The following is a 23,039-nucleotide window of genomic DNA, read 5'->3' on the forward strand; positions in this document are numbered from 1 at the left end:
CTGCTTTCCCCTAGTGGCAGGTGTAAAATGCAAGAATCCAGCGCCCAAGGTACCGAGCTAGTTCTTTGAGAAATTTGAGGAAATACTGTCCCCAGGGCGATCGCTCAAGGGAGACCTTTGAGTTTTCCCGGCCCATGCCATTGGGAGTGTGGGCTGTTTCCTACTGAGCCTCGTCGTCAGTCTATTCATGATCCTGCGGTAGCGGCATCGAGTCCTTTTATCTCCTCTTTTGCAATGTCTGGTTTTGCAATGTCTGGGAGTGCAAGGGTGGTTTTCCTATCTCCTGTGCGGCATGCGATCCTTAGCGCCAAATACCCCATGGGGGCACTCTGATGGTGGAGCGGGGAAGGGCTGTGCCAAGATATATCAACAAGGAGACGCCGGTAAAAAACAATTATCATGATTGGGAAAACCCTTGGCGGGCGCTATAAACTCATTCGAGTCTTGGGAGCTGGGAATTTTGGCCAAACGTTTCTGGCAGAGGATGTTCATCGGCCTATTCGGGCCAAGTGTGTTGTTAAATACCTGCGCCCTGCCCGTAGGGATGCGGCCTTTCTCCCCTTGGCGCGATCGCTCTTTCAGCGCGAGGCACAAATTCTAGAGCGGCTGGGCACTCATGACCAAATCCCCCGCCTCCTTGCCTACTTTGAGGAGGACAACGAGTTTTACCTTGTCCAAGACTTCGTTGAGGGTCAAGTCCTACGGCAGGAATTGTTGCCGGGCTGTGCGTGGTCAGAGGCACGGGTGATTGAGCTGCTCCAAGATGCCCTCGGAGTTCTCAGCTTTGTGCATGAATGTGGTGTCATCCACCGTGATGTTAAACCCGATAACTTAATTCGTCGCCAGTTGGATCACCGCTTGGTCCTCATTGATTTTGGTGCTGTGAAGGAAATGGGGGTCTCCATTGGCGGCGGTACCTTAGTGGGAGATGCGAATCCGCAGACGATCGCCATTGGCACACCGGGGTATATGGCACCAGAGCAAGCCCAAGGACGGCCCCGCCCGGCCAGCGATCTCTATTCCTTGGGAATGGTGGCTGTACAGGCATTAACGGGGTTGAGTCCCCTGCAACTCACCCAAAACCCCTACGGCTGTTGGTGTTGGCAAGCCACTGAACCGGTGAGCGATCGCCTAGTGCAGTTTGTCAATAAGCTCATTCACCCTTCTCCCTATGAACGCTTTGCTACGGCTGCCGATGCCCTTGCCAGTCTGCAACAGGTAGAGGTGCCCAAATCTTTTTGGTTTCGCCTTGGCAAATTTCTCAGAACTCCCGTTCAAGACCTCTGGCGATCGCCAAAGGCAGGTGAGGCGCCACCCCGTCCACTACCCCCTGTTTCCACGCTACCCCCCAAAGCCACCGAACCCAAACCGCTGTCCTCACCACCGGCAGCCACCGCCGCCTTTCCCAACCAAGGTCGCCGTATTTTTATCAGTCACTCCAGTCACGGCACCGATTTGCAATTGGCAAGTGCGCTCCAAGAGGCCTTGCAAAAGGCGGGTCACCAACCCTTTATGGCTAGCCAAAGTATCCGTCTCGGGGAAGCATGGGCACAGCGGATTGATCAGGAGCTCAAACAGTGTGATTTTTTTGTTCTGTTGCTCTCGCAAACGGCAGCTCAAAGTGAAATGGTGCTCGAGGAAGTCCGCACCGTCAAACAGTTGCAAGCCCACCGGGGCGATCGCCGTCCCTTTATCTTGCCTGTGCGGGTCAATTTTCCGCTGGATATGCCCTTGAACTATGAGTTGCGGGGCTACCTGCATCGACTGCAACAGCGCTTCTGGCGATCGCCAGCGGATACCGACACCCTGCTGCAAGAAATTCTCGACTTGGTGAATGCGACCACGGCCCCTGTGGCCACCAGTAGCGATGCCCCCCAAGAAACCATTGCTGAACCCGATCAAAAGAATACATTCGTTGGTGATAGTGCCCCTGTTCCCGTGGCTGAGCCAGAACTGCCGGAAGGGCAAGTGGAAGTGGCCTCGGCGTTTTATATTGAGCGGCCTCCTATTGAGCAGCGTTGTCGGGAAACCCTCTTGCAACCCGGCTCCCTGATTCGCATCAAAGCTCCCCGCCAAATGGGCAAAACCTCACTCATGGCACGGCTGCTCTACCGCGCCACCCAAGAGGGCTATGGCACTGTTCCTCTCAGTTTCCAACTGGCGGATGCCCAAGTCTTCAGTGATTTGGAAAAACTACTGCGTTGGCTCTGTGCCAGTGTTGGACGGCGCCTAGGGCTAGAAAACCGCCTCAATGAGTATTGGGATGACATTTTTGGCAGTAAATATAACTGCACTGCCTATTTTGAGGAGTATCTCTTACCCAATTGCCAGAAACCGGGGACACAATTTGAGGGTCGCCCCCTTGTTCTCGGCCTAGACGAAGTGGATCGGGTGTTTGAATATCCGGAAGTGGCCAGTGATTTCTTTGGCCTGTTGCGGGCATGGCATGAGGAGGGCAAAAACCGCGATATTTGGCGCAATCTCCGTCTAATTGTGGTGCATGGCACCGAGGTTTACATTCCCCTGGATATTAACCAATCTCCCTTTAACGTTGGCTTAGCCATTGATCTGCCGGAATTCACCCAAGCACAAATTGCTGAGTTGTGCCGCCTTCACGGCCTGAGTCTCTCAGAAGAGCAGCTTCAAGACCTTCAGCACTTGGTGGGGGGGCATCCCTACCTGATTCGTCTGAGTCTTTATCATCTCGCCCGCCAAGACCTCACATGGCAGGAGCTAATGGCCAATGCAGCCTCAGAAACGGGGTTATATCGAGATCACCTGCGGCGACAGTGGTGGCATCTCCAGCAGCAAAAAGACCTGGTACCCGCCTTTAGGAAGATTCTGCAAGCAGACAACGGCAGTGTTGTTGATAGCACTATTGGCTTTAAGCTCCACAGTTTGGGACTGATTACCCTAGAGGGGAATTTGGCTAAGGTGCGCTGTGATCTTTACCGCCGCTATTTTGGCGATCGCCTGCATTAGGCCCCCCAAAGATTGGCCAGCCAGGCGGCGGTTGTGTGAGCAACAACTCCCTTGCTAAGCTAAAGGGAGAGGGGTTCGGTTATCCGCCAATGACTCTCATCTGTCTCGGATCTGTATCCCGCTGCCCAGTTAGCCTTCGCGGGTTATGCCGTCTATGACGTTAATGTACGTTGCGCCTCAGTGGCAGACCCTAGCATTTCCCTCGACACTTTTTCTCCAACCCATCCTCGAGATTCTCATCAGTGATCTTCCCCCCCAATACAAAGACGAAATTAGGCTCGGCCTCCAAGAAGCCCTCGTTAATGCGGCTCGCCACGGCAATCAACTCAACCCCGAGAAGTTAGTTCTGGTGCGTTATACCTTTGCGCCTGATCAGTGCTGGTGGGTGATTACGGATCAGGGGGATGGCTTCTCCCCCCCCAGTAATGTTTCTGAAACCGCTGATGAGTTGTTGCCAGCCGCCGACTGTGAATGTGGTCGGGGCTTATTTTTAATCTATGCGATCTTTGATGAGGTCTATTGGAATGCCCAGGGTACTGAACTGAGGCTGTGCAAGTATCTCACCCCAACCGATCAGAATCGCTTGAGCTAGAGCGGAATGACATCAATCCAATGGCGATACTGCGGCTCTCGGCCTTCAACGATCGCCTGTAATTGTTTTTGCAGTTGGAGTGTCAGGGGGCGATCGCTAGGCAGAGTGTAGGTCTCAATACGACTGACGGGCACAATTCGCGCAGCCGTGCCGGTTAAAAAGACCTCATCCGCAATCAACAGTTCCGTGCGATCCACGGGTCGCTCCATCACCTTGACCCCAGCTGCTTGCGCCAGTTCAATGACACTGCGGCGGGTGATGCCCTCAAGAATATCCTGATCCACGCTCGGCGTAATCAGTTGTCCATCCCGCACCAAGAAGAGATTCATCCCCGACGCTTCACAGACTTTTCCTTGAGCGTTGAGGAGAATCGCCTCATCAAAGCCCGAGGAAACCGCTTCTGTCTTGGCCAAGGCGGAGACAATGTAGGAGGTGGTGAGCTTGCCCCGGAGGGGAAAGGAGCGATCGCACTGCCGCTGCCAGGAGCTAATACGACAGGTAACACCAGTGGCTGAAAGATAATCCCCAAGGGGCATGCCGTAAATCAGAAAATCCTTTTCAATATCGTGGAGCCGGGGTGCAATTCCTAACCCGGAGGTATAAACCAAGGGCCGAATATAGAAAGGCACGCTGGGCTGATTTTTCTGCACCCACTCAATGATTCTTGCTTTAATGTCACTGGTTGGCAATTCATAGCCCAGATAATGGGCACTGCGACTGAGGCGCCGACAGTGATCCTCAAGACGGAAAAGGAGAATTTCCTTTGAATTGGCAGGATTGGGAAGACCACGCAAGCCGCCTAAAGCGGCTGTTCCATAGTGGAGGGCATGGGTGGCCACGGAAATTTTGGCTTCTTCAAAGGGCACAAATTGACCCTTGAGGTAGGCATAGGGAAGAAAATCACTCATGCGTGAATAGGCAGCGTTGACAAAGAGCAGATGACACCGAAATTAGGGTGGAGTCCCAATAGTTTAACATTTTCGCTTGACGCTCAAAAAACTAGGGCGTTGACTCTTCTGCGGTTACTTCTTGCACACTAGACACCTGTAGGACTAAGCGAAAAGGGCGACCCATGTGCTGATGGATAAACTCTTCCATCAGCCTGACTTGCTTGGGTGTCACAGGTTCACGGGCCCGCACATTCAGGAGCACAATGGGTGGATCACTGACCCAGTCGGTCTCGCTACTCAGTAAATCTAGTCGCTGAAACGTGAGCGTACCCCGCACCAGCGCTTGCCGTACCTGATACTGGAGGCGTGCCTGTTGCAGAAGGCGACTAAAACTAATTGCCAGCGGTACGACTAAGACAGCCGTTAAGGCCCCAGCAATAAGCAGTGGACGGCGACTGCGGTGGAGGGGAATGTAGCCGGTGATAACAAAGAAAACCATACAGGCAAGGGCAATGCCCAGCAGATTGGTGAGATACAGCAGGATAGCCCCCAGGGTGAGGCGGGCATTCCCTTGGGCAAGCCCTAGGCCAATCGTGCACACTGGTGGCATTAGGGCAACCGCAATGGCAGTTCCGGCTAAGGTATTGGAAATACGAGGCTCGGCGATCGCGTAAGCACTCACAACACCGGCCACGACGGCAATACCAAGATCAAGGAGCGTAGGCTGGGAGCGAGCCATAATTTCACTCCCATACACTTCAAGACGCACAAATAGGCCAATCAGCCATGATATCCCAATAGCAAGTAAGGTGCCTGTACCTAGAGCGAAAGCTGCCTCTCGAAAGAGTCTGATATTCCCACTTAAAGAGGCAAAGGCTAGCCCGCGAATGGGTGCCATCAAGGGGGCGATAATCATTGCCCCAATAATCACCGCTGCACTATTGGCCAGTAGCCCAAGGGTGGCGATCGCGCAGGAGGTGACAATCAAGACGATATAGGGAACACTCAAACGGGACTCCACATCAAGTGTGCGGGTCAGCTGATCGAGGCTTTCTGGCTTGCGGCGATGGTAGCGGAAGGCTTGTAGCTGATGCAACCAATGGAGAAAGAGTTCTTTCATAGGTGATCTGACGAATTCAGAGGAAAGCAGAATTAGTTAAATCAATCCTACAGAAAACGCCAGTGATCAAAGGTGGCAGCTTGTCCCACTGGGTTGCCTGCCTCATCTAGGACTGTCCAAATGCAAGCATTTTCAATGCGAAACCGTCGCCCCGTGCGGGAGATACGAATGCCACTGTAGTGACTGGTATACCCTTGGCGAGCAGCCTGGGCTAGGAGTGTTGACCGTTCAGCTTGAGCCATCGGTTCAGCCGTAAAGCGGGAGGGAAGCTGCACCCATTCCGTCCAAAGGTATTCCCAGAGGGTGAGGGCAGCTTGGTTGCCGTAATTGAGAATTGGATCTGCCTCACTCCCATGGGATAGAACAGGCTGGGACCAGTCAAACAATTGCTGCCCTAGGCTCCAGTCATCCTCAGCAGGATTGGGGAGGAGCGATCGCCCCGTCCAGCGCTGAAAACTGACACAAATGCGTCGTGCCTGCCGGAGTGCTGCTGGCTGTAACCAAGGTTCCATCCCTTAGGCTGCGGTCAATACACGACTAGCGGCGGCCACCCCGGCCCCTGGAGTAAAGTTGCTGTAGCCCAATTCCCCCAGCACAGCTTCGAGGGCACTGATAGCTGCCAAAATATCGCGATCGCTAACAAAGCCCAAGTGACCTATGCGGAAAATCTGTCCCTTCAGGTGATCTTGGCCCCCCGCGAGGGCAATGTCAAAGCGTTTTTTCATCAGGTTGCGAATTTTTTCGGCCTCTACCCCTTGGGGTGCCACGGCAGTAATGGCGGGACTGGCACAGTCATCCGGCGCATAGAGGGGCAAGTTGAGTGCCTTCATGGCCGCACGGGTGGCCTGCATCAAGCGCTGGTGGCGAGCAAAGATACTGTCTAGACCCTCCGCCTGCATCATCTCCAGTGCCGTCTTTAGGGCAAAAAAGAGATTCACTGGTGGCGTAAAGGGGGTTGTGTTTTTGGCGGCATCTTTGCGGTATTTGCCAAGGTCAAGATAGAACTTGGGCAGCGTTGCGGTTTTGTAGGCTTCCCATGCTTTGGCACTAACGCTGACAAAGGCCAATCCCGGTGGAATCATATAGCCCTTTTGGGAACCAGAACCAACCACATCCAGTCCCCACTCATCAATAGGGACATTCACAGCGCCAAGACTGGTGACGGCATCCACAATGATTAGGGCTTGGCCGTGGGCTTTGACATGGCGGTTAATCGCTTCTAAGTCGTTGATCACCCCCGTTGAGGTTTCGCTGTGGGTAACAATTACCGCTTTGATGGTTTTAGCCGTGTCCGCCTCGAGGGCTGCTTTGAAGTCATCGGGGTTGAGGGGTTGTCCCCAAGGGGCAGTAATGCGCTCCGTCTTCAGGCCATAGGCATCGCACACTTCTCCCCAGCGATCGCCAAATTTGCCGTTACAGCCCACCAGGACGCGATCGCCCGCACTGAGAAAGTTAATGATCCCGGCTTCCATTGCCCCTGTGCCGCTGGCCGTCAAAATCAGCACATCATTCGTCGTCTGATGCAGCCATTTCAACCCTGCCGTCACCGCTGCCATGATCTCGCTAAAGTCACCGCTGCGATGGCCAATAGGATGTTTACTGAGAGACAGAAGAACCGATTCCGGCACCGGCGTTGGACCCGGAATCATTAACATCGACTTATCTTGCATTGTGAGTTGCGAACCAATTCCTAAGTAATGAAACAACTAAGCCCAGTGGGTGGCCATGTGCTCTGCCAAGTCCAGAACCCGCTGGCTATAGCCCCACTCGTTATCGTACCAAGCTACCACTTTTACCAAATTACCCCCCAGCACCATCGTTAGGGACGCATCCAAAATTGAGGAGGCATTGTGACCCCGATAGTCGGAAGACACAAGCTCCAGTTCACTGTAGTGGATAATCCCCTTCATAGTGGTTTCAGAGGCCTCCTTGATCACTTGGTTGACCTGCTCAGCAATGGTGGGTTTTTCCACCTGAGCAACAAAGTCCACCACAGAAACATTGGGGGTGGGTACCCGCAGGGCAATCCCGTTCAGCTTCCCTTGCAACTCGGGAATCACCAGCCCGACTGCCTTAGCAGCCCCCGTAGAAGTGGGCACAATGTTCATCGCTGCTGCCCGGGCTCGCCGCAGATCGCGGTGACTCGCATCGAGCAGGCGTTGATCCCCGGTGTAACTGTGGGTCGTTGTCATCATCCCCTGCTGGATGCCAAAGGTTTCATGGAGCACTTTGACAATCGGGGCTAGGCAGTTGGTGGTGCAACTGGCATTGCTGACGATATCCTCACTGGGATCGTAGGTGTGGTGATTCACCCCGACCACATAGGTGGGGATATTGCCTTTGCCGGGTGCTGTGATCAGCACTTTTTTCGCACCGGCGCTCAGGTGTTTGCTTGCCCCCTCGCGGCTGGTAAAGACCCCCGTGGCTTCAATGACCAGATCAATCCCCCAAGCGCTCCAAGGCAGATTTTCAGGGTTGCGATCAGACACGCATTTAACCGCATGGCCGCCGGCATAGATACAGTCGTCGTCAGCAGTGATTTCGGCATCATGGAAAATGCCTAACATCGAGTCATACTTTAGCAAATGGGCATTGGTGCGGGGATCGGAGGTATCGTTGATGCCTACAATCTCTAGCTTGCTATTGGCTTTCCGCTGTAACCAGCAACGCATGAAATTCCGACCGATGCGCCCAAAACCATTGATAGCGACTCTAACCACCTGATCCCTTCCTCTGTTTACTAACTCATGGCCAGAAATGATCTAGGAAACATTCTAAGGGGGAATGGTCATTTTATTTCGCTTTTTTTAACGATGCACCAAAGGAGGTTCCTCAAGAGGAGCAGATAAGGCCGCCGCCAAAGGGGCACGGCCAAAGCGCTCCTCCAGTAAATCCATCACGGTGCGGCCAAAGTCATTGGGATTGAGTCGCCAAGCCGCAAGGCACACCTCCCCAAAGACGGATCCCATGGGTTCCGGGTTCCAAAGCAGTTTTTTGGCCGTCCACGGCATGAGGCTCATGGGGTTGTAGCCAGGACGCAAAATGCCGCGCTCGAGGGCATATTCCTCAAGGTGGGTATGGGGTTGCAGACCAATGAAGAAAATGGCTGGCTCAACGTTGTCTGCACCAAAGATGCGTTCCAGTTCGCGGTGGTAGGCAATGGTTTGGGCAATGGTGTCGGGGCGTTCATCAATGACATTGAAGGAATAATTCACAGAGACAAGGGCGTTGAACCCAGCGGCTTTCAAATCACGGCAGTTCTGCAGCACTGTTCGCAGGTTGTAGCCCATGCGCATTTTTCGCACCAGTTCTTGGGAGCCACTGGTGATGCCGATTTCAAAGTAATTCATCCCCGTTTGCACCATTAGCTCACACAGCTCGGGGGTGAGGTTGTCGGCACGGATGTAGGCCGCCCAGTGAATATCATTCATGCCTGCTTTGAGGATTTCCCGCAGCAGGGCGATCGCGGCGGGGATAAATTTACGAGCGGGGATAAACTGGGCATCGGTAAACCAAAAGTTGCGCACACCGCGATTGTAGAGCTGGTGCATTTCAGCGACGACTTCTTCAGCAGGGTTAATGCGCACCTGTTTGCCTTCAACCACGGTATAGACGCAGTAGCAGCAGTTGTGGGGACAGCCCCGCTTGGTTTGCACCCCGATATAAAAGTCGCCCCCCTGAAGGTAATACTCAAATTCCGGCCAAATGGTCTCAATGTAGTCGTAGTTGCAGGCGGTTTTTTCGATGGGGGTTGGCCATTCGTGAATGAGGCGATCGCGGGGCTTGTCAACACCCGCAACATAGCAACGCTCCCCGGAAATGGGTTGGTTCGTTAGGACTTTGTGCAGCAGCGTTTCCCCTTCGCCAACGGAAACAATGGTGCCTTTAGGCAGTTGAGAGCCCAACTGCTCATAGAAGACACTCACTGCGCCGCCACCGACAATGGTTGTGACTTCTGGATGGTGACGCTTGGCATGGTGGAGTCCCAAGCGGATTAAATTGAGGTTGCGCCAAAGTTCACCATAGTAGGCGCTCATCACCCGCAGACCCCCGATCGCTCCCCGCAGCTTCACCAAAGGATTGCGAGCGTAATAGACCTCAAAGGCATGTTGCAGGGGATTGCCCCCCCGTCCCCCCACCGGGGCATAGATTTGAATATCTCGCCAAGAAAAAACCAGATGGGTGGGTCGAAACTCATCAATGACTTGGGCGAGGGCAGGCCGAAAATCGAGGGGCGGCACTGTCCCCAAATCAAAAATCCGTTGCTCAATACTTGGTAATTGCTTATGAATATAGTCTGCAAGATAGACAACCCCAATGGGAAAAATCGGGTTACAGGGGAGACGGACGTAGAGGACACGCGGCGACATAGGTTAGCCCAAGACAAGATCTATGGAAAGGCTAAATTCTTAATAAATCTCTATAGCTGTTTAGTTTTTAACACATTTGCGCCTTTCCAGCAGGAGATCACGGTAATTCAAGGAAGGGATCAACTGTCGATCCTGTAGTTGAGTTTACAACTGCATCGAATTGGCAATGTTAGGCTAACGAGGGTAAAGACATGTCCTATAACAAATCCTTACTCCCTATGCCGCAAATCTTTGATCCCGTCCCCAGCGATAGTTGCGATCGCATCCTCTGCTGTTATGTCAATGCCACCAGCAAAATTCAGGTGGTACGCATTACAAATATTGCCAACTGGTATTTCGAGCGGGTGGTTTTCCCGGGGCAACGACTGGTGTTTGAATCGCCACGGGCAGGACAGCTGGAAGTTCACAGCGGCATGATGGCGAGTGCCATTCTCTCCGACACGATCCCCTGTAGTGAGTTATTGGTGCAAGAGGGGGGAGATAATTTTTTTCCGAGTGATCCTGCCAGCCAGCAACGGCTAGAATTGCTCAATGAGACTCCGGCACCAGCGACTGAAAAAGTGATGATCCCTTGAGCCAGCCCCGGCCCATTTCCCGCCCCTACACGACTGCAATTTTGGCCAGTAGTTTAGATGGCTGCCTGGCTCGGGCCGATGCCCGCGGTCAGCGCATTGCCTCGGCCTATGACTTTCAGCACCTGGAACAGCAGGTAGCGCAGGTGGATGCGGTACTCTTTGGGGCAACAACACTGCGTTTGGGGGGGACAGCGATGCGCCTTCAATCTTCTCATCTGATTGCTGAGCGCGAACATCAAGGGCGATCGCCCCAACCCTTGCAAATTGTCTGCTCTGCTAGTGGTGAACTAGACCTCAATCTTCCCTTCTTTCGCCAGCCGATTCCCCGTGCCCTACTGACGACCGAGAAAGGCGCCAGCCGTTGGCAAGGATCCACTGCCTTTGATCACTGTTGGTGCACTAGGGGAGAGGCGATTGACTGGCCGCAGGCTTTTGCCCACCTTCAAGCCTCTGGGGTGCAAACCTTGGCCGTGCTGGGGGGAGGACAGCTTTTCGCTTCCCTGTTACAAATTGCTGCCATTGATGAATTGTGGTTGACCCTCTGCCCACTCCTCCTTGGATCGGCAGCCCCTCGCCTCTATCCAGAGGAGATCCCCTGCTCAGGGAGGTTAAGCCTCCTGAATGTCTTGCCGGTGGGCAATGAGGTTTATCTCCACTATCGTCTTAGTTACCCTTGACCCTTTGTTGCCACTGAGTCTAATTAGTTCTCATCACTCCTGATCTGGATCTCCAAGGGTGAGGCAAGGATGCAATCACAATAATTCAACGCTGGTGGTCTATGCCAACCCCAGGTGACACCAATGCTGGCCGCTGCGCCTCCCCGCTGTGCCATGAGGCCATCACTGTCGGCATCCCCAATGACGACGGTTTGTTCGGGCCGCACCCCCAGGCGATCGCACGCCCTCAGGAATACCTGCGGATCGGGCTTCGTGGGTAGCTCATCTGCCCCCTGCCAGAGTTGGAAAAAGGGCTTCAGGTGATAGGTGTCTAAAAAAGCCTCAATCTCTGAGGTGCGATCGCTAGAGATAATTGCCAAGGCACATCCTAACCGATGGAGCCGTTGCACTAGCTCAATGACCCCCGGTAGGGGTGGGGTTAACGGTGCTTTGGCGCTAAATTCTCGGTCTGCTTCCCCAAAGGCAGCGTTGGCCCGTTCTAAGGCAGCAATCCAAGGAATTCCCTGTGTGGCCACAAAGGCGGCGGCGGCAATCAGGTTCTCCTGCCGTGTCCCCACAGCTTGCAACCCCGTTGGATCAAGGTGATCACCAATCACCCCAAAAGCCTGAAGTAACGACTCCTTAAGATTGGGAAAGGGTTCGGCAATTTTCACAGCACGGGCGATCGCCACCACCCTCAGGTAATGGGCAACATCGGCTAGTGTGCCATCCTTGTCAAAGATCACCGCTGCTATAGGGCGAAAACAGTGTCCCTGACACCATAGCTGCACCATTCCCCCAACCCCTTGAGTAGTAGGATCAAGACACATATCAAGACACACAGAAGATGAGAGGACCCTTCTCCCTTGATTATCGTTATTGACAACTACGACAGCTTCACCTACAACCTTGTCCAATACTTAGGGGAGCTAGCGCGGGAGTTCCCAATTGCTGGGGATCTGCGGGTCTTTCGCAACGACAAGATCAGCCTCGATGAGGTTGCTGCCCTTGCCCCTGCGGGTGTCGTGATTTCTCCCGGCCCTGGTCGCCCTGCGGATGCGGGGATTTCCGAAGCCCTGATCCGTAGCTATGCTGGACAACTGCCCATCTTGGGGGTTTGCTTGGGACATCAAGCCATTGGCGAGGTTTTTGGTGGTAAGGTGACGCTCGCACCAACCCTGATGCACGGCAAAACGTCGGAAATTTACCACAAGGGTGTGGGGGTATTTCAAGACTTGCCTCAACCCTTTAGTGCCACTCGCTACCACAGCCTCGTCATTGATCGCGACAGTTGCCCCGAGGTGTTGGAAATTACCGCTTGGACGGAGGATGGCCTAATTATGGGGGTGCGCCACCGCCAATATCCGACGCTGGAAGGGGTGCAATTCCATCCCGAGAGCATTCTCACCACCTGCGGCAAAGACCTGCTACGGAACTTTTTGCGACGGCTGTCCAGTCCACCGTTGTGAGCCCGCCACTTTTCGGTACACTGAGCTGGAATAGGAGTGTGGGGAGAAAAAATGGAACGGCGGCAGTTCTTGCGTTTGGCTCAAGTGGGCGCGATCGCCAGCCTTGGTGGACACTGGGCAGCCCATGCCCAAGGGGGTAGTCTCTCGCTCCAGTGGTTTGGCCACACCTGCTTTCTCTTTACCGGCAGTGGTCAGCGGGTACTCGTCAATCCCTTCCGCCCCCTTGGTTGCACCAAAGGATTGCGGCCTCCCCGCGTCACCGCTGATATTGTCATGATTAGCAGTCGCCTCTTGGACGAGGGCTACATCCAAGGCTTACCCGGTCGGCCTAAACTGCTCTTGCAGCCAGGCTCCTATAAAGTCAATGGTTTAAGTATTCAGGGCATTCGTACCAGTCATGATCGTGTTGGTGGCTTCCGCTTTGGTATCAATGTGGTTTGGCGCTGGCAGCAGGGGGGCATCAACCTCCTGCACATGGGCGGCATTGCGATGCCCATCACCGTCGAGCAACGCATTCTTATGGGTCAACCTGATGTCATGATCGTGCCAGTGGGAGGCGGTGCCAAAGCCTATAGGGCTGAGGACGCCAAGGCGGCCATTGAAGTTTTACAACCGCGTTTGGTTATTCCTTGCCACTATCGAACCGCTGCCGCTGACCCCAATAATTGTGATCTGGCGGGGCTAGAGGACTTTTTGAAAGTCATGGAGGGAACCCCAGTTCGCCGCAGTGGGGGTGCTGCCCTCAGTCTATCGGCAGCCAATCTGCCCCAGAAGACCACTATTCAAGTCCTCAGCATTTGATTAAAAAAAGGCTATATTTTGTGTCAGTGTTTCCCGTAGAACCAGTAGCGAGTTGAGGAAACGCCATGATTCAGGTCGAACACCTGACCAAGGTTTACGGTACAACCATAGCCCTACGGGATGTCAGCTTTTCAGCCACTAGTGGTGAGATTCTCGGTCTCCTTGGCCCCAATGGCGCCGGTAAAACCACCACAATGCGGATTTTGGCGGGGTATTTGCCGGCAACCAGTGGCACTGCAACCATTGCCGGTTATGAAGTCCACACAGATCCGATGGCAGTGCGGCAGCGCATTGGCTATCTGCCAGAAAATCCCCCCCTCTATACCGAAATGACGGTGGCGGGCTATCTGCACTTTGTGGCTCGCATCAAGGGCGTCAGTGCGGGCGATCGCCCCCAGCGGGTAGAATACGCCCTCAAAAGCTGTGGTCTCTGGGATCAGCAACGGACAATTATTCGCAAACTCTCGAAGGGCTACCGGCAGCGGGTCGGCATTGCCCAAGCGATCGTTCACGATCCGCCAGCCATCATCCTGGATGAACCCACGGTGGGTCTGGATCCGCGCCAAATTATTGAGGTGCGCAACCTGATTAAAAACTTGGCAGGACAGCACACAGTGATTCTTTCCACCCATATTTTGGCGGAAGTGAGCATGACCTGCGATCGCGCCGTGATTATCCACAAGGGCGAAGTGGCAGGGGTAGGCAAGCTAGATGAACTGCTGCAACGCCTCAGCAGTAACTACACCTATGACCTTGAACTGGCAGGCGATCGCGCCCAAATTCAATCCCTCCTGCAACAGTTGCCTGAGCTGCAACAGATTACATGGGAAAATCGCCCTCTTCAGGGACGACAGCAGCTTCAGGTCAGCAGTCCTTCAGAAATTGGCGCCGATCTTGCCAGTCTCCTTGTCCAAAATGGGGTGCAACTCTTTGAAATGCGCCGCTCCCGTGCCAACCTAGAGGAGGTGTTCTTGAAGCTAACGACCGATGAACCCACCGCAGAACCCAGTGATGCCACCGAAGAAGCCCATGCTTAGCGTTTCCCTCCACGGGCTGCGTGTCCTTCTTGCCAACATTCTTGCCATCTATCGCCGTGAACTCCAAAGTTACTTTAGTACCCCCTTCTACTATGTGATTGCGGGGGTGTTCTGGCTCCTCAGCGGCCTGTTTTTCCTCACTGTCATGACGACAATTATTAGCCAAGTGGCTCAGCAGGATTTGCTCCAACAGCAGTTTGGAGCGCCGCGCCAAGCCATTGACGTGCCCAAGCTGATTTTCGAAAGCTTTCTTGGACTCCTAGGCTCCATTTCCCAAGTTATTTTGCCGATGCTCTCAATGGGACTCTACACCGAAGAGCGTAAACGCGGCACCCTTGAACTGCTAGCCACCTCGCCGATTACGAACTGGTGTGTGGCAACGGGTAAGCTCCTAGCAGTGCTCACCTTCTATACCACGCTTCTGCTGCCCGTGGTTGTCTACCAATTTGTAGCCCTGCGGCAGAGTACGCCCCCCCTCTCCCTTTGGCTCATTCTCGCGGGCAATGGCGGATTGATTCTCTTGGCGGCGGCAGTTCTCTCCCTTGGGATGTTTCTCTCGTCCTTGACTGATAGCACGATCTTGGCAGCCATTTTGGGGTTTGCTGTGTTGCTGATTCTTTGGGTGCTGGACGTCTTGGCTAAAAATACTGGCGGAAACCTCAGTGATATCCTCACCTACCTCTCACCCCTAGAGCACTTTACCAACCTGAGCCGAGGCATTTTCCGCACCAGTAGCCTTTTTGTTTTTGGCAGTTACGTTTTCCTAGGCATTTTCCTCACAGCCCAGTCCATTGATGCTTTTCGTTACCAGCGCAATTAGGGAGTACAGGTCATGAAACGCTTTGCCCTAGGCTCACCCGAACGATGGACCACGGTATTCCTGTGGGCGGCGCCACTGTTCATCATCGCTGGGTTGAGTGCTGGCCTCGTCACCAACCGCTGGAATTGGCTGCCCTTGGGTCTTTTAGCCTTAGGGGGGATTGCCCTGCTGCTATGGCTAATCCAGCAAAGTCGGGTCTCCACAGGGTTTTGGGGACGGCGTTCCACCCAAACAAATGCCAATGCTATCTTGACTGTGGTTGCGGTGATTGCGCTATTGGGCATCATTAACTTTTTGGCCGATCGCTACAGTGTTGAAATCGATCTCACCGAAAACCGTGCCTTTACCCTAGCGGCAGAAACCCGTGATGTTCTGCAAAATCTGGGTCAGCCGGTGCAGGTGTTGGTGTTTGATGCCAATGCTGCCAGTCGCGATCGCCTGCTGTTGGAACAGTATCGCCGTCAGGCTCATAACCGCTTTTCCTTTCAGTTCATTGACCCCCAAGAGCAACCCGCCCTTGCCAAAAAGTACAACGTGACTCAAGTGGGACAAGTGATTGTTGTTGCCGGTGAGAAAACCCAGCGCATTGATGAAGACCTTTCCGAAAGCAACCTCACCCCCGCCTTGATTCGCGTCACTAGCGATCGCACGATCCGCGCCTATTTCACCACAGGACACAATGAACTCCCCCTCACTGGTGGGGCCGCCAGCCTCAGTGAAGTGGCCAAACTCCTCGAACAGCGGGAGGTGAAACTCCTGCCCCTGAATTTGCTGGAGACGGGGAGAATTCCCGAGGATGCCAATGTGATTGTTGTCGCTGGACCCCGGCAGCCTTTTTTACGCCTTGAGCAGGATCTTCTCAAGGAGTACCTCAATCGTGGCGGTAGCCTTTTGCTGATGCTTGATGTGGATGTCAACGCAGGTCTTGATGATTTACTGAAAAACTGGGGACTCACCCTCGATAATCGCTGGGTCATTGATGGCTCTGGTGTGGGTCAGCAGGTGGGACTTGGGCCCGACACAATTATTGTCACTACCTATGGCAATCACCCCATTACTGAGCGCTTTGCCCAAGGTCCCAGCGTCTTTCCCCGAGCGCAAGCCATTCGCATTAATCCTGTAAAGGACGATAACATTGTTGAAATTGCCCTTTCGGGCTCGCAAACTTGGGCAGAAACCGATTGGAAGTCGGGCAACCTTGAATTCACCGAAGGCGTAGATACCAAAGGCCCGCTGCCGATTGGCGTGGCTATTACCCGTCAGTTGAGTGACAATCCACCGAAGGAAGCCCGCCTAGTGGTCTTTGGAGATTCGGAGTTTGCTACCGATGGCGTGATTGCCTATCAAGGGATTAATAGTGATCTCTTTGTCAATTCCGTACTCTGGTTGGGCGATCGCGACCAAAAGGCACTCTCGATTCGTCCTCGCCAAACCACGAATCGCCGCCTTCAACTCAATGTCACCACCAGTCGTTGGTTAGAGATTATCAGCGTCTTTCTCTTGCCCCTTATCGGGTTTGGTTCTGCCGTCTTTGTCTGGTGGCGGCGACGCTAACACTTCTGCCATGGCAAGAGCCTCCTGCCCCTATCCCCGTTTGCTCCTGTATGCCCTAATCATTGGTCTTCTCGGCGGCTGTGTGGCCACGGCTTTTTATCTGGGTCTCAAGCTAGGGTTTGCGCTGTTGTGGGGGACTGAGCCTAACCAAGTGAGCATTGGCACGTGGGCACATCTCTATCCTTACATTCCGCTGGTTACGGCCTTTGGCGGCTTGCTGGTGGGTTTATCGGTCAAATTCTTTGGGGCAAAGGGGGAGATCGCGGCGGCGATCGCAGAGTTACACCATGAGGGTCGGTTCAGTTATCGCTTTCTACCCGGTATGGCATTGGCTTCTGGCCTATCCTTGCTATTTGGCAGTAGTGCTGGCCCTGAAAGTTCAATGATTGACATCAATGGTGGCTTAGGCACTTGGTTGGCAGCTCGTTTGCATCTATCCCCAGATAGCACCCGCATTCTCACCCTCTGTGGGATGGCAGCGGGCATGGGCGTGTTTTTTGAGTCGCCCCTTGGTGCAACGCTATTCGTTTTGGAACTCCCCCATCGCCGTAGTCTTGAGTTTTATGAGGCAATCCTGCCAGCCTTGATTTCTGCTGTTGCTGGGTTTACCCTTTTTCGGGTGATTACAGGCACAACCATTGGCGGCATTTACCGCTTTCCTACCTACGATAGCCTGCGTCCTGAGGATATTGGCTTTGCAGTGTTGATCGGCATCATTGGCGCAGCCGTGGGAACGCTCTTTGTCTTTTTAGATCGGCAGATTCAACGCTGGCTGACCCCCTATCGGCAATATCCTCTCCTCTTGATCGTGGCAGTGGGGTTTCTGATTGGCTTAATTGCCCTGATTCACCCAATCACGCTGTTCTACGGTGAGCGCCAAATTGAACAAGTCATCCAAGTGGTGAACCGCTACAGCATTGGCATTTTGCTGAGGGTTGCCTTCTTTAAGCTCCTTGCTCTGAGTCTTTGTCTGCGGGGAGGGTTCCGTGGGGGGGTAGTCTTTCCCCTATTTTTTGTAGGTGCTTGTGTGGGTATGGCTGTGCACCAAGCACTCCCGAATACGCCCTTGAGTGTGGCCTTGGCTGGCATGATGGCGGCAGTCACGGTGGTGGTTACCAAAACGCCTTTGGGCCTGGCGATAATTCTGACGGTGATTTCCCATACGACAATGCTGCCCCTGATTACGATCGCGACTCTAACCAGCTATCTATTGACCTTGCCTATTGCTTGGATCCCCAGCCAGCGATCGCGCCGGGACCCCCCTGATCCCTGAGAAAATCTTAACAGAATATAAAATTCAGACATAACCCTTTACATTTTTCTGAGAGATTGATTAACATAGGGTTACATTCCGTTGCACAGCCAGCGAGTGCTCCTGAAGCCTCTCAGGCATTCGGTTTGGCCCTGTGAGCGGTTTGTAACCCTCATTCATTTTGTTCAACAGGACTTATCACTATGACGACTGTTTTACAACGTCGCGAGCAACTGAACCTGTGGGAGCAATTTTGTAGCTGGGTCACCAGCACCAACAACCGCCTCTATGTGGGCTGGTTCGGCGTGTTGATGATCCCCACTCTGCTCGCTGCTACCATCTGCTTCGTGATTGCTTTCATCGCTGCTCCCCCTGTGGACATCGATGGCATCCGTGAGCCTGTCGCCGGCTCTTTGCTCTATGGCAACAACATCATTACCGGTGCCGTTGTCCCCTCTAGCAACGCCATTGGCTTGCACTTCTACCCCATTTGGGAAGCTGCCTCCCTCGATGAGTGGCTCTACAACGGTGGCCCTTACCAACTCATCATCTTCCACTTCTTGATCGGTGTCTTCTGCTACATGGGTCGGGAGTGGGAACTCAGCTACCGCCTTGGGATGCGGCCTTGGATCTGCGTGGCCTACTCCGCTCCTGTGGCTGCGGCTACCGCTGTGTTCTTGATTTACCCCATTGGTCAAGGCAGCTTCTCTGACGGGATGCCCCTCGGTATCTCTGGTACCTTCAACTTCATGCTGGTGTTCCAAGCGGAACACAACATCCTCATGCACCCCTTCCACCAACTGGGTGTGGCCGGTGTCTTTGGTGGTGCTCTGTTCTCCGCCATGCACGGTTCTCTGGTGACCTCCAGCTTGATCCGTGAAACCACTGAGACCGAGTCTCAAAACTACGGTTACAAATTTGGTCAAGAGGAAGAAACCTACAACATCGTGGCTGCCCACGGTTACTTTGGCCGGTTGATCTTCCAATACGCCAGCTTCAACAACAGCCGTGCGCTGCACTTCTTCTTGGCGGCTTGGCCTGTGATTGGCATCTGGTTTACTGCCCTGGGTATCAGCACCATGGCCTTCAACCTCAACGGTTTCAACTTCAACCACTCCGTTGTGGATGCTCAAGGCAACGTGATCAACACCTGGGCGGACATTATCAACCGTGCCAACTTGGGGATGGAAGTGATGCACGAGCGCAATGCTCACAACTTCCCCCTCGACTTGGCCAGCGCTGAGTCTGCTCCTGTGGCAATGATTGCGCCGAGCATCAACGGCTAATTTCCAGAGCAACTCTAACTAGTGTTTTAGCTAAAGGAACCGCCTCTGTACTAGGGGCGGTCTTTTTTATGATGGTCAAAGGGTAGAGACTTTATTAATGAATATTAATGAATAGTTGGATATCCCTCTTAGAAGTCGCAGTGCTCCTTGTGGTTCAAGCAGCAACACCAGCCCCGGAGATTATCACGCGGGCGATCGCGATCGCGGCCGAGCAGTTTGGTGAGGAACCAGCGCAAATTAGCGTGGTTCAAGTTCACCCCAAAATTTGGTCCGATGGCTGTTTGGGCTTGGGGGGATTGCGGGCTGATTGTGCTGAGCGCTTGACCCCCGGTTGGGAAATTACCCTGACGAATCCCAATGCTCCTTATCCTCAACAGTGGGTCTATCGCACCAATCAAAGTGGTTCCCTGATTCTTTGGGATGCTGCTGGCAGTCAGATGATTGGCACCCTCATTCAGCGACCTCAGCGCCTGAACCCAGAAGAGTTGCCGCCCCCTCTGCCTGAGGGCGTGAGTTTTCGCGTTATTCGGCAAAGTGGTGCCTCTGGCAATCGTCCACCTGCAACAACAACGACACTCCTCTATAACGATGGTCGGATTGTGCAGGAAACCACCAGCACTCGTGGGCAAACTCTCAGCCGCACCCTGCGCACAGTTACATCTACTCAAGTTAGTCAGTTTAATCAATTGTTGAGCGATCGCCGGTTTGAGCGCTTCAATGGCTTTGATTTTGTACCCATGCCCCTAGAGCGAGCGGTGCCTATTAATTTTGTTTCTACCCCCACCGCAACGGTGCGCTTCGCTGAAGCCAATGAATACCGCCTTGCCTCTGATTTAGTTGCCGTTTTGCGGGCATGGGAGCTATTGGTTGCCAAAGGTCAGCTGCCTAAACCCTCATCAAATTCAAAGTAGGATAATGTAGCCTTGTTCCCATGGAATAAGATACGAATGGAATATGACGATAACTTTATCCCAAGAGCCTAGTGGCGAAACTTTGTTCAGCTCATCCAAAGACTGAAATCTTTTACCTTTTTGAATCTGATGGATGATTTTTTCGGCTTCTTCAACTTTTAGACCTGGAACAGGATTGGCAAGATTCTCAGTTTTTCTAGAGCAATTGATCGACTAGACACTCTACTCTAATTCAGCAAAGCTTCTTTTGACTTTATCCAATTCATCCAATTCCATCTAATTCCTGAGCCAGCTTTTCGAGTCTATCTATAATGTCTTAATTTGGTTATTTAAGCCCTTCTGAAATTCATTAAATAATGTTCAAATACAGTTCAAATATAGCTACTTTGAAAGGAAATGAAGAGATAGATTATCCTTGATGAGTCCTCTAATATCCTTAAAGAACATCAGCTATAGCTTAGACTGACGAGAGCAGATTATCTCCTATGTTAAGCAAGGTGGCAAATTTATGAGGTGATTTGCAATTATTATTGTACTGCCTAATGTCTCATTCTTTGTTAGAATAGCTATAACTAAGAATCAGGTTGCTTATCTGTAATTTCTCTAAATTAGAACCTCTTCGTCTTCAAGCTCAATTCTTGATGCCCACAGGCCAACTCGACTACCTCTTTACCAAGGATAGTTTCATACTCTGTTCAGAGTCTCCGTTGGAGTAGTATCATGAAAGCAATTTCAAGCCCACTGGCGTCACTAAGTTAGGAGCATCAATCAATGGATGGCTTTTGGGAAAATGTCCTGCGCTACCAACGGTATTTTGTTACGGTTCTATTGGGCGTAGTATGGAATTTTGTTGAGCCATTGGTGCCTCTTTTTAAGCGTCCGCTGAGCGCGATCGCCCTTATTGGCCTCATGGCGGGACTCCTCACGTTTGTGGCACTGACGTTACGAGCAATGTTGGGTTTAACCGCCGCATAAGGTAGCACGATGGCCCCTTCCCTGCCCATCAAGGCACAAATTGACCTGATTTTGCTGAGTCTCGAAGCCTTGGCTCATGTGGGTTCAGCAGAGGTCCTGGCATTGGCAGAAGCTATGGGGTTTGAGGCCTACTTGCCTGATCGTGTGGGGTTATGGCGACTGCGGCAATCGAGTCCCCTGCGGCGGGGTCGCAATGGCCGACGCAAACTAGATGTGGACGAAGCCCGTGCCTTGGCCTTGATCTGCAGCCGCTTAGCCCAGCAGCACCAACAAACCATCCGCACCGCCATTGAATGCTGGCAACAGCAGACAAGTCAAGGTCGCCCCCCCCACTTAGATCCGGTTCTTGGGGATTATATTGATCGCTTCACTAGTTTGTATCAAGACCGAATGGCTGACGACAGCAGGGATGGCACTGAATTAGCACAACTGGCCTTAGACTTACTTGTGGATTTGCTCTTTTACAGTACGCCTCAGGGGGCACGCCGCCTTTGGATCACCCTGCTAGAGCGCACTACTCCTGCGCCCCCTTCTCTGTTATTGGTGGAACCTGAACCAGTACCTGCACCAGCCCCTGAACTGCCCACCCTGTTTCCCCATTCCGATGTCTAATGAGTACTACCCTCAGCTATTCTCAGCCCACTTGCCAACTGGATGTTGCTGCTGAATTTTTTCCTTTTAGTCAGAAGCTGCGCCGTGCGCCCGTGCGATCGCTCCACTTTACGCTGTCTCTCGGAGAAAAACTCAGCTTTGAGGGCAACGATCGCCAGCTCTATCAACTCAAAACGCTCGTCAACGAGTATATTGAGGCTTTCCTGAGGCATCACCCAACACCGACAGAAGTGACTGCAGAGGGCTTTGCCCTGCGATCGCGATCGCCTCTTGAACATGAACTCCATCTACCCGATGGGCAGGTGATTCTTCTGCAACTGACAGAACTATACGACTTGGTGACCGTTCTTGATAACTGGTCTGCCGTCATGGAACCGTTGCCAGAACTGGTGGAGCGCGCCCAATCAACCTTTGCTCAAATCCCAGTCTGGGCCAAAAGTGCAGCGGTAGCCGTGGCCGTAGTTGCTGCCTTTACCCTTGTCAGCCAACGCTGGCCAATACCCCCAGCTCCGATGGTTGTCAGTTCCTCTAAGGCGAGCCGTGAGGAACCCAACCTGCCTCACCTAGCGATGCCATCGCCTTTGCCAGAACCTGCGGAACCCCCACAACTCACTCCCCTACCTAGCCCGCCACCAGCTCCCCCTGAAACTTCTACGCTTGTGCCGCTGCCTTCACCCCCAGAAATGCCGCCCCCAGCGATCGCGCCTGCCCCACCCCCGCCTCCTGTTGCCCAAGAGGCACCTCCCCCCAGCCCCCTGATCAAAATAACCTGGTGGTGCAAGCTCCCACTAAGCGCGCACCTGCTGGTATTGAAGTTGCCCCAATGAGCACTCCCCCAGCTGAAACAACCCCCATCCCTGCAACTACCCTGCGTGAGGTGAAAACCTATTTTCAAGACCGTTGGCGCCCGCCGGCCAGCCTAGACACGAGTCTGGAGTACCGCATTGTCCTCAATCCCGATGGCACCCTTGCCCAAGCACTGCCCCTGAATGGTGCGGCAGTTCGTTTTATTGATCGCACGCCAATACCTTTACAGCAAAGTCCTCTGGCCAGTCCCTTTGGGGGCGATCGCCCGATTTTACTGCGGTTGGTCTTGATGCCCTCTGGAAGCGTGCAAGTGCTGGGTGAAAATTGATG

23 protein-coding genes are annotated in these 23,039 nt (G+C 53.3%); 16 read left to right on the top strand and 7 right to left on the bottom strand.

Translation table 11 applies throughout. The features are described 5' to 3' along the window. Positions 1–399: 399 nt before the first annotated feature. Positions 400–2,982 (top strand): AAA-like domain-containing protein, encoded by a 2,583-nt coding sequence (locus NK55_RS02790; protein ID WP_024124316.1) that lies wholly within the window; start codon positions 400–402, stop codon positions 2,980–2,982. Positions 2,983–3,145: 163 nt separating this feature from the next. Further along, positions 3,146–3,574 carry an ATP-binding protein gene (locus tag NK55_RS02795; protein ID WP_024124317.1) on the top strand — a complete coding sequence of 143 codons (429 nt, stop codon included), beginning with the start codon at positions 3,146–3,148 and terminating at the stop codon, positions 3,572–3,574. On the opposite strand, the gene NK55_RS02800 is transcribed toward NK55_RS02795, so the two are convergent. From NK55_RS02800 to NK55_RS02825, 6 genes are all read right to left on the bottom strand, one after another. Then, a complete protein-coding gene (locus NK55_RS02800) occupies positions 3,571–4,482 on the bottom strand; it encodes a branched-chain amino acid transaminase (RefSeq protein WP_024124318.1) in 912 nt (303 codons plus the stop codon). The genes NK55_RS02795 and NK55_RS02800 overlap by 4 nt on opposite strands. 91 nt (positions 4,483–4,573) lie before the next feature. Continuing rightward, positions 4,574–5,584: a DUF389 domain-containing protein gene (locus tag NK55_RS02805; protein WP_024124319.1), complete on the bottom strand. Its 1,011-nt coding sequence runs from the start codon at positions 5,582–5,584 to the stop codon at positions 4,574–4,576. Positions 5,585–5,631: 47 nt separating this feature from the next. Further along, positions 5,632–6,096 carry an MEKHLA domain-containing protein gene (locus tag NK55_RS02810; protein ID WP_024124320.1) on the bottom strand — a complete coding sequence of 155 codons (465 nt, stop codon included), beginning with the start codon at positions 6,094–6,096 and terminating at the stop codon, positions 5,632–5,634. Between the two features lie 3 nt (positions 6,097–6,099). After that, a complete protein-coding gene (locus NK55_RS02815; RefSeq protein ID WP_041429016.1) occupies positions 6,100–7,254 on the bottom strand; it encodes an alanine--glyoxylate aminotransferase family protein in 1,155 nt (384 codons plus the stop codon). Positions 7,255–7,290: 36 nt separating this feature from the next. Next, the gene (locus tag NK55_RS02820) at positions 7,291–8,304 is read right to left on the bottom strand and encodes a type I glyceraldehyde-3-phosphate dehydrogenase (RefSeq protein ID WP_041429017.1); all 1,014 of its coding nucleotides are present in this window, start codon (positions 8,302–8,304) and stop codon (positions 7,291–7,293) included. 87 nt (positions 8,305–8,391) lie between these two features. Then, positions 8,392–9,954: a photosystem II high light acclimation radical SAM protein gene (locus NK55_RS02825; protein ID WP_024124323.1), complete on the bottom strand. Its 1,563-nt coding sequence runs from the start codon at positions 9,952–9,954 to the stop codon at positions 8,392–8,394. Between the two features lie 218 nt (positions 9,955–10,172). Here NK55_RS02825 and NK55_RS02830 point away from each other — a divergent pair, with 218 nt between their 5' ends. Together NK55_RS02830 and NK55_RS02835 are read left to right on the top strand one after the other, a co-directional pair. Further along, complete coding sequence (locus tag NK55_RS02830; protein WP_051372764.1) at positions 10,173–10,529, top strand: DUF1830 domain-containing protein; 357 nt, start codon at positions 10,173–10,175, stop codon at positions 10,527–10,529. Beyond that, on the top strand, positions 10,526–11,206 hold the full coding sequence (locus NK55_RS02835; RefSeq protein WP_024124325.1) for a RibD family protein: 681 nt from the start codon (positions 10,526–10,528) through the stop codon (positions 11,204–11,206). Before NK55_RS02830 ends, NK55_RS02835 begins: the two co-directional genes overlap by 4 nt. Positions 11,207–11,229: 23 nt before the next feature. Here the strand turns inward: NK55_RS02835 and NK55_RS02840 are convergent, their stop codons facing one another. After that, positions 11,230–11,979: an HAD family hydrolase gene (locus NK55_RS02840; protein WP_024124326.1), complete on the bottom strand. Its 750-nt coding sequence runs from the start codon at positions 11,977–11,979 to the stop codon at positions 11,230–11,232. 72 nt (positions 11,980–12,051) lie between these two features. Here NK55_RS02840 and NK55_RS02845 point away from each other — a divergent pair, with 72 nt between their 5' ends. The 12 genes from NK55_RS02845 (at position 12,052) to NK55_RS13415 (ending at position 23,037) form a co-directional block, all read left to right on the top strand. Continuing rightward, positions 12,052–12,654, top strand: a complete 603-nt coding sequence (locus NK55_RS02845; RefSeq protein ID WP_024124327.1) for an aminodeoxychorismate/anthranilate synthase component II — start codon at positions 12,052–12,054, stop codon at positions 12,652–12,654. 51 nt (positions 12,655–12,705) lie between these two features. Next, positions 12,706–13,455, top strand: a complete 750-nt coding sequence (locus NK55_RS02850) for an MBL fold metallo-hydrolase (protein ID WP_024124328.1) — start codon at positions 12,706–12,708, stop codon at positions 13,453–13,455. Between the two features lie 65 nt (positions 13,456–13,520). Continuing rightward, on the top strand, positions 13,521–14,492 hold the full coding sequence (locus NK55_RS02855; protein WP_024124329.1) for an ABC transporter ATP-binding protein: 972 nt from the start codon (positions 13,521–13,523) through the stop codon (positions 14,490–14,492). Next, complete coding sequence (locus tag NK55_RS02860) at positions 14,485–15,312, top strand: ABC transporter permease (RefSeq protein WP_024124330.1); 828 nt, start codon at positions 14,485–14,487, stop codon at positions 15,310–15,312. The genes NK55_RS02855 and NK55_RS02860 overlap by 8 nt, the downstream gene beginning before the upstream one ends. A gap of 12 nt (positions 15,313–15,324) precedes the next feature. After that, positions 15,325–16,866 (top strand): Gldg family protein, encoded by a 1,542-nt coding sequence (locus tag NK55_RS02865; RefSeq protein WP_024124331.1) that lies wholly within the window; start codon positions 15,325–15,327, stop codon positions 16,864–16,866. A 10-nt stretch (positions 16,867–16,876) separates the two neighbouring features. Beyond that, the gene (locus tag NK55_RS02870) at positions 16,877–18,139 is read left to right on the top strand and encodes a chloride channel protein (protein ID WP_024124332.1); all 1,263 of its coding nucleotides are present in this window, start codon (positions 16,877–16,879) and stop codon (positions 18,137–18,139) included. 182 nt (positions 18,140–18,321) lie between these two features. Next, a complete protein-coding gene (gene psbA, locus NK55_RS02875; RefSeq protein ID WP_024124333.1) occupies positions 18,322–19,404 on the top strand; it encodes a photosystem II q(b) protein in 1,083 nt (360 codons plus the stop codon). 107 nt (positions 19,405–19,511) lie between these two features. Continuing rightward, positions 19,512–20,315, top strand: a complete 804-nt coding sequence (locus tag NK55_RS02880) for a hypothetical protein (protein ID WP_024124334.1) — start codon at positions 19,512–19,514, stop codon at positions 20,313–20,315. Between the two features lie 771 nt (positions 20,316–21,086). After that, on the top strand, positions 21,087–21,290 hold the full coding sequence (locus NK55_RS02885; RefSeq protein WP_024124335.1) for a DUF751 family protein: 204 nt from the start codon (positions 21,087–21,089) through the stop codon (positions 21,288–21,290). 9 nt (positions 21,291–21,299) lie between these two features. Beyond that, positions 21,300–21,902 carry a DUF3038 domain-containing protein gene (locus tag NK55_RS02890; protein ID WP_024124336.1) on the top strand — a complete coding sequence of 201 codons (603 nt, stop codon included), beginning with the start codon at positions 21,300–21,302 and terminating at the stop codon, positions 21,900–21,902. Continuing rightward, positions 21,902–22,729, top strand: a complete 828-nt coding sequence (locus tag NK55_RS02895) for a DUF4335 domain-containing protein (RefSeq protein ID WP_041429018.1) — start codon at positions 21,902–21,904, stop codon at positions 22,727–22,729. Before NK55_RS02890 ends, NK55_RS02895 begins: the two co-directional genes overlap by 1 nt. Next, entirely contained in the window at positions 22,726–23,037 is a 312-nt protein-coding gene (locus NK55_RS13415; protein ID WP_041429019.1) for a hypothetical protein, read from the top strand. The genes NK55_RS02895 and NK55_RS13415 overlap by 4 nt, the downstream gene beginning before the upstream one ends. Positions 23,038–23,039 lie beyond the last annotated feature (2 nt).

The sequence above is a fragment of the Thermosynechococcus sp. NK55a genome, from assembly GCF_000505665.1.
Taxonomy (GTDB): domain Bacteria; phylum Cyanobacteriota; class Cyanobacteriia; order Thermosynechococcales; family Thermosynechococcaceae; genus Thermosynechococcus.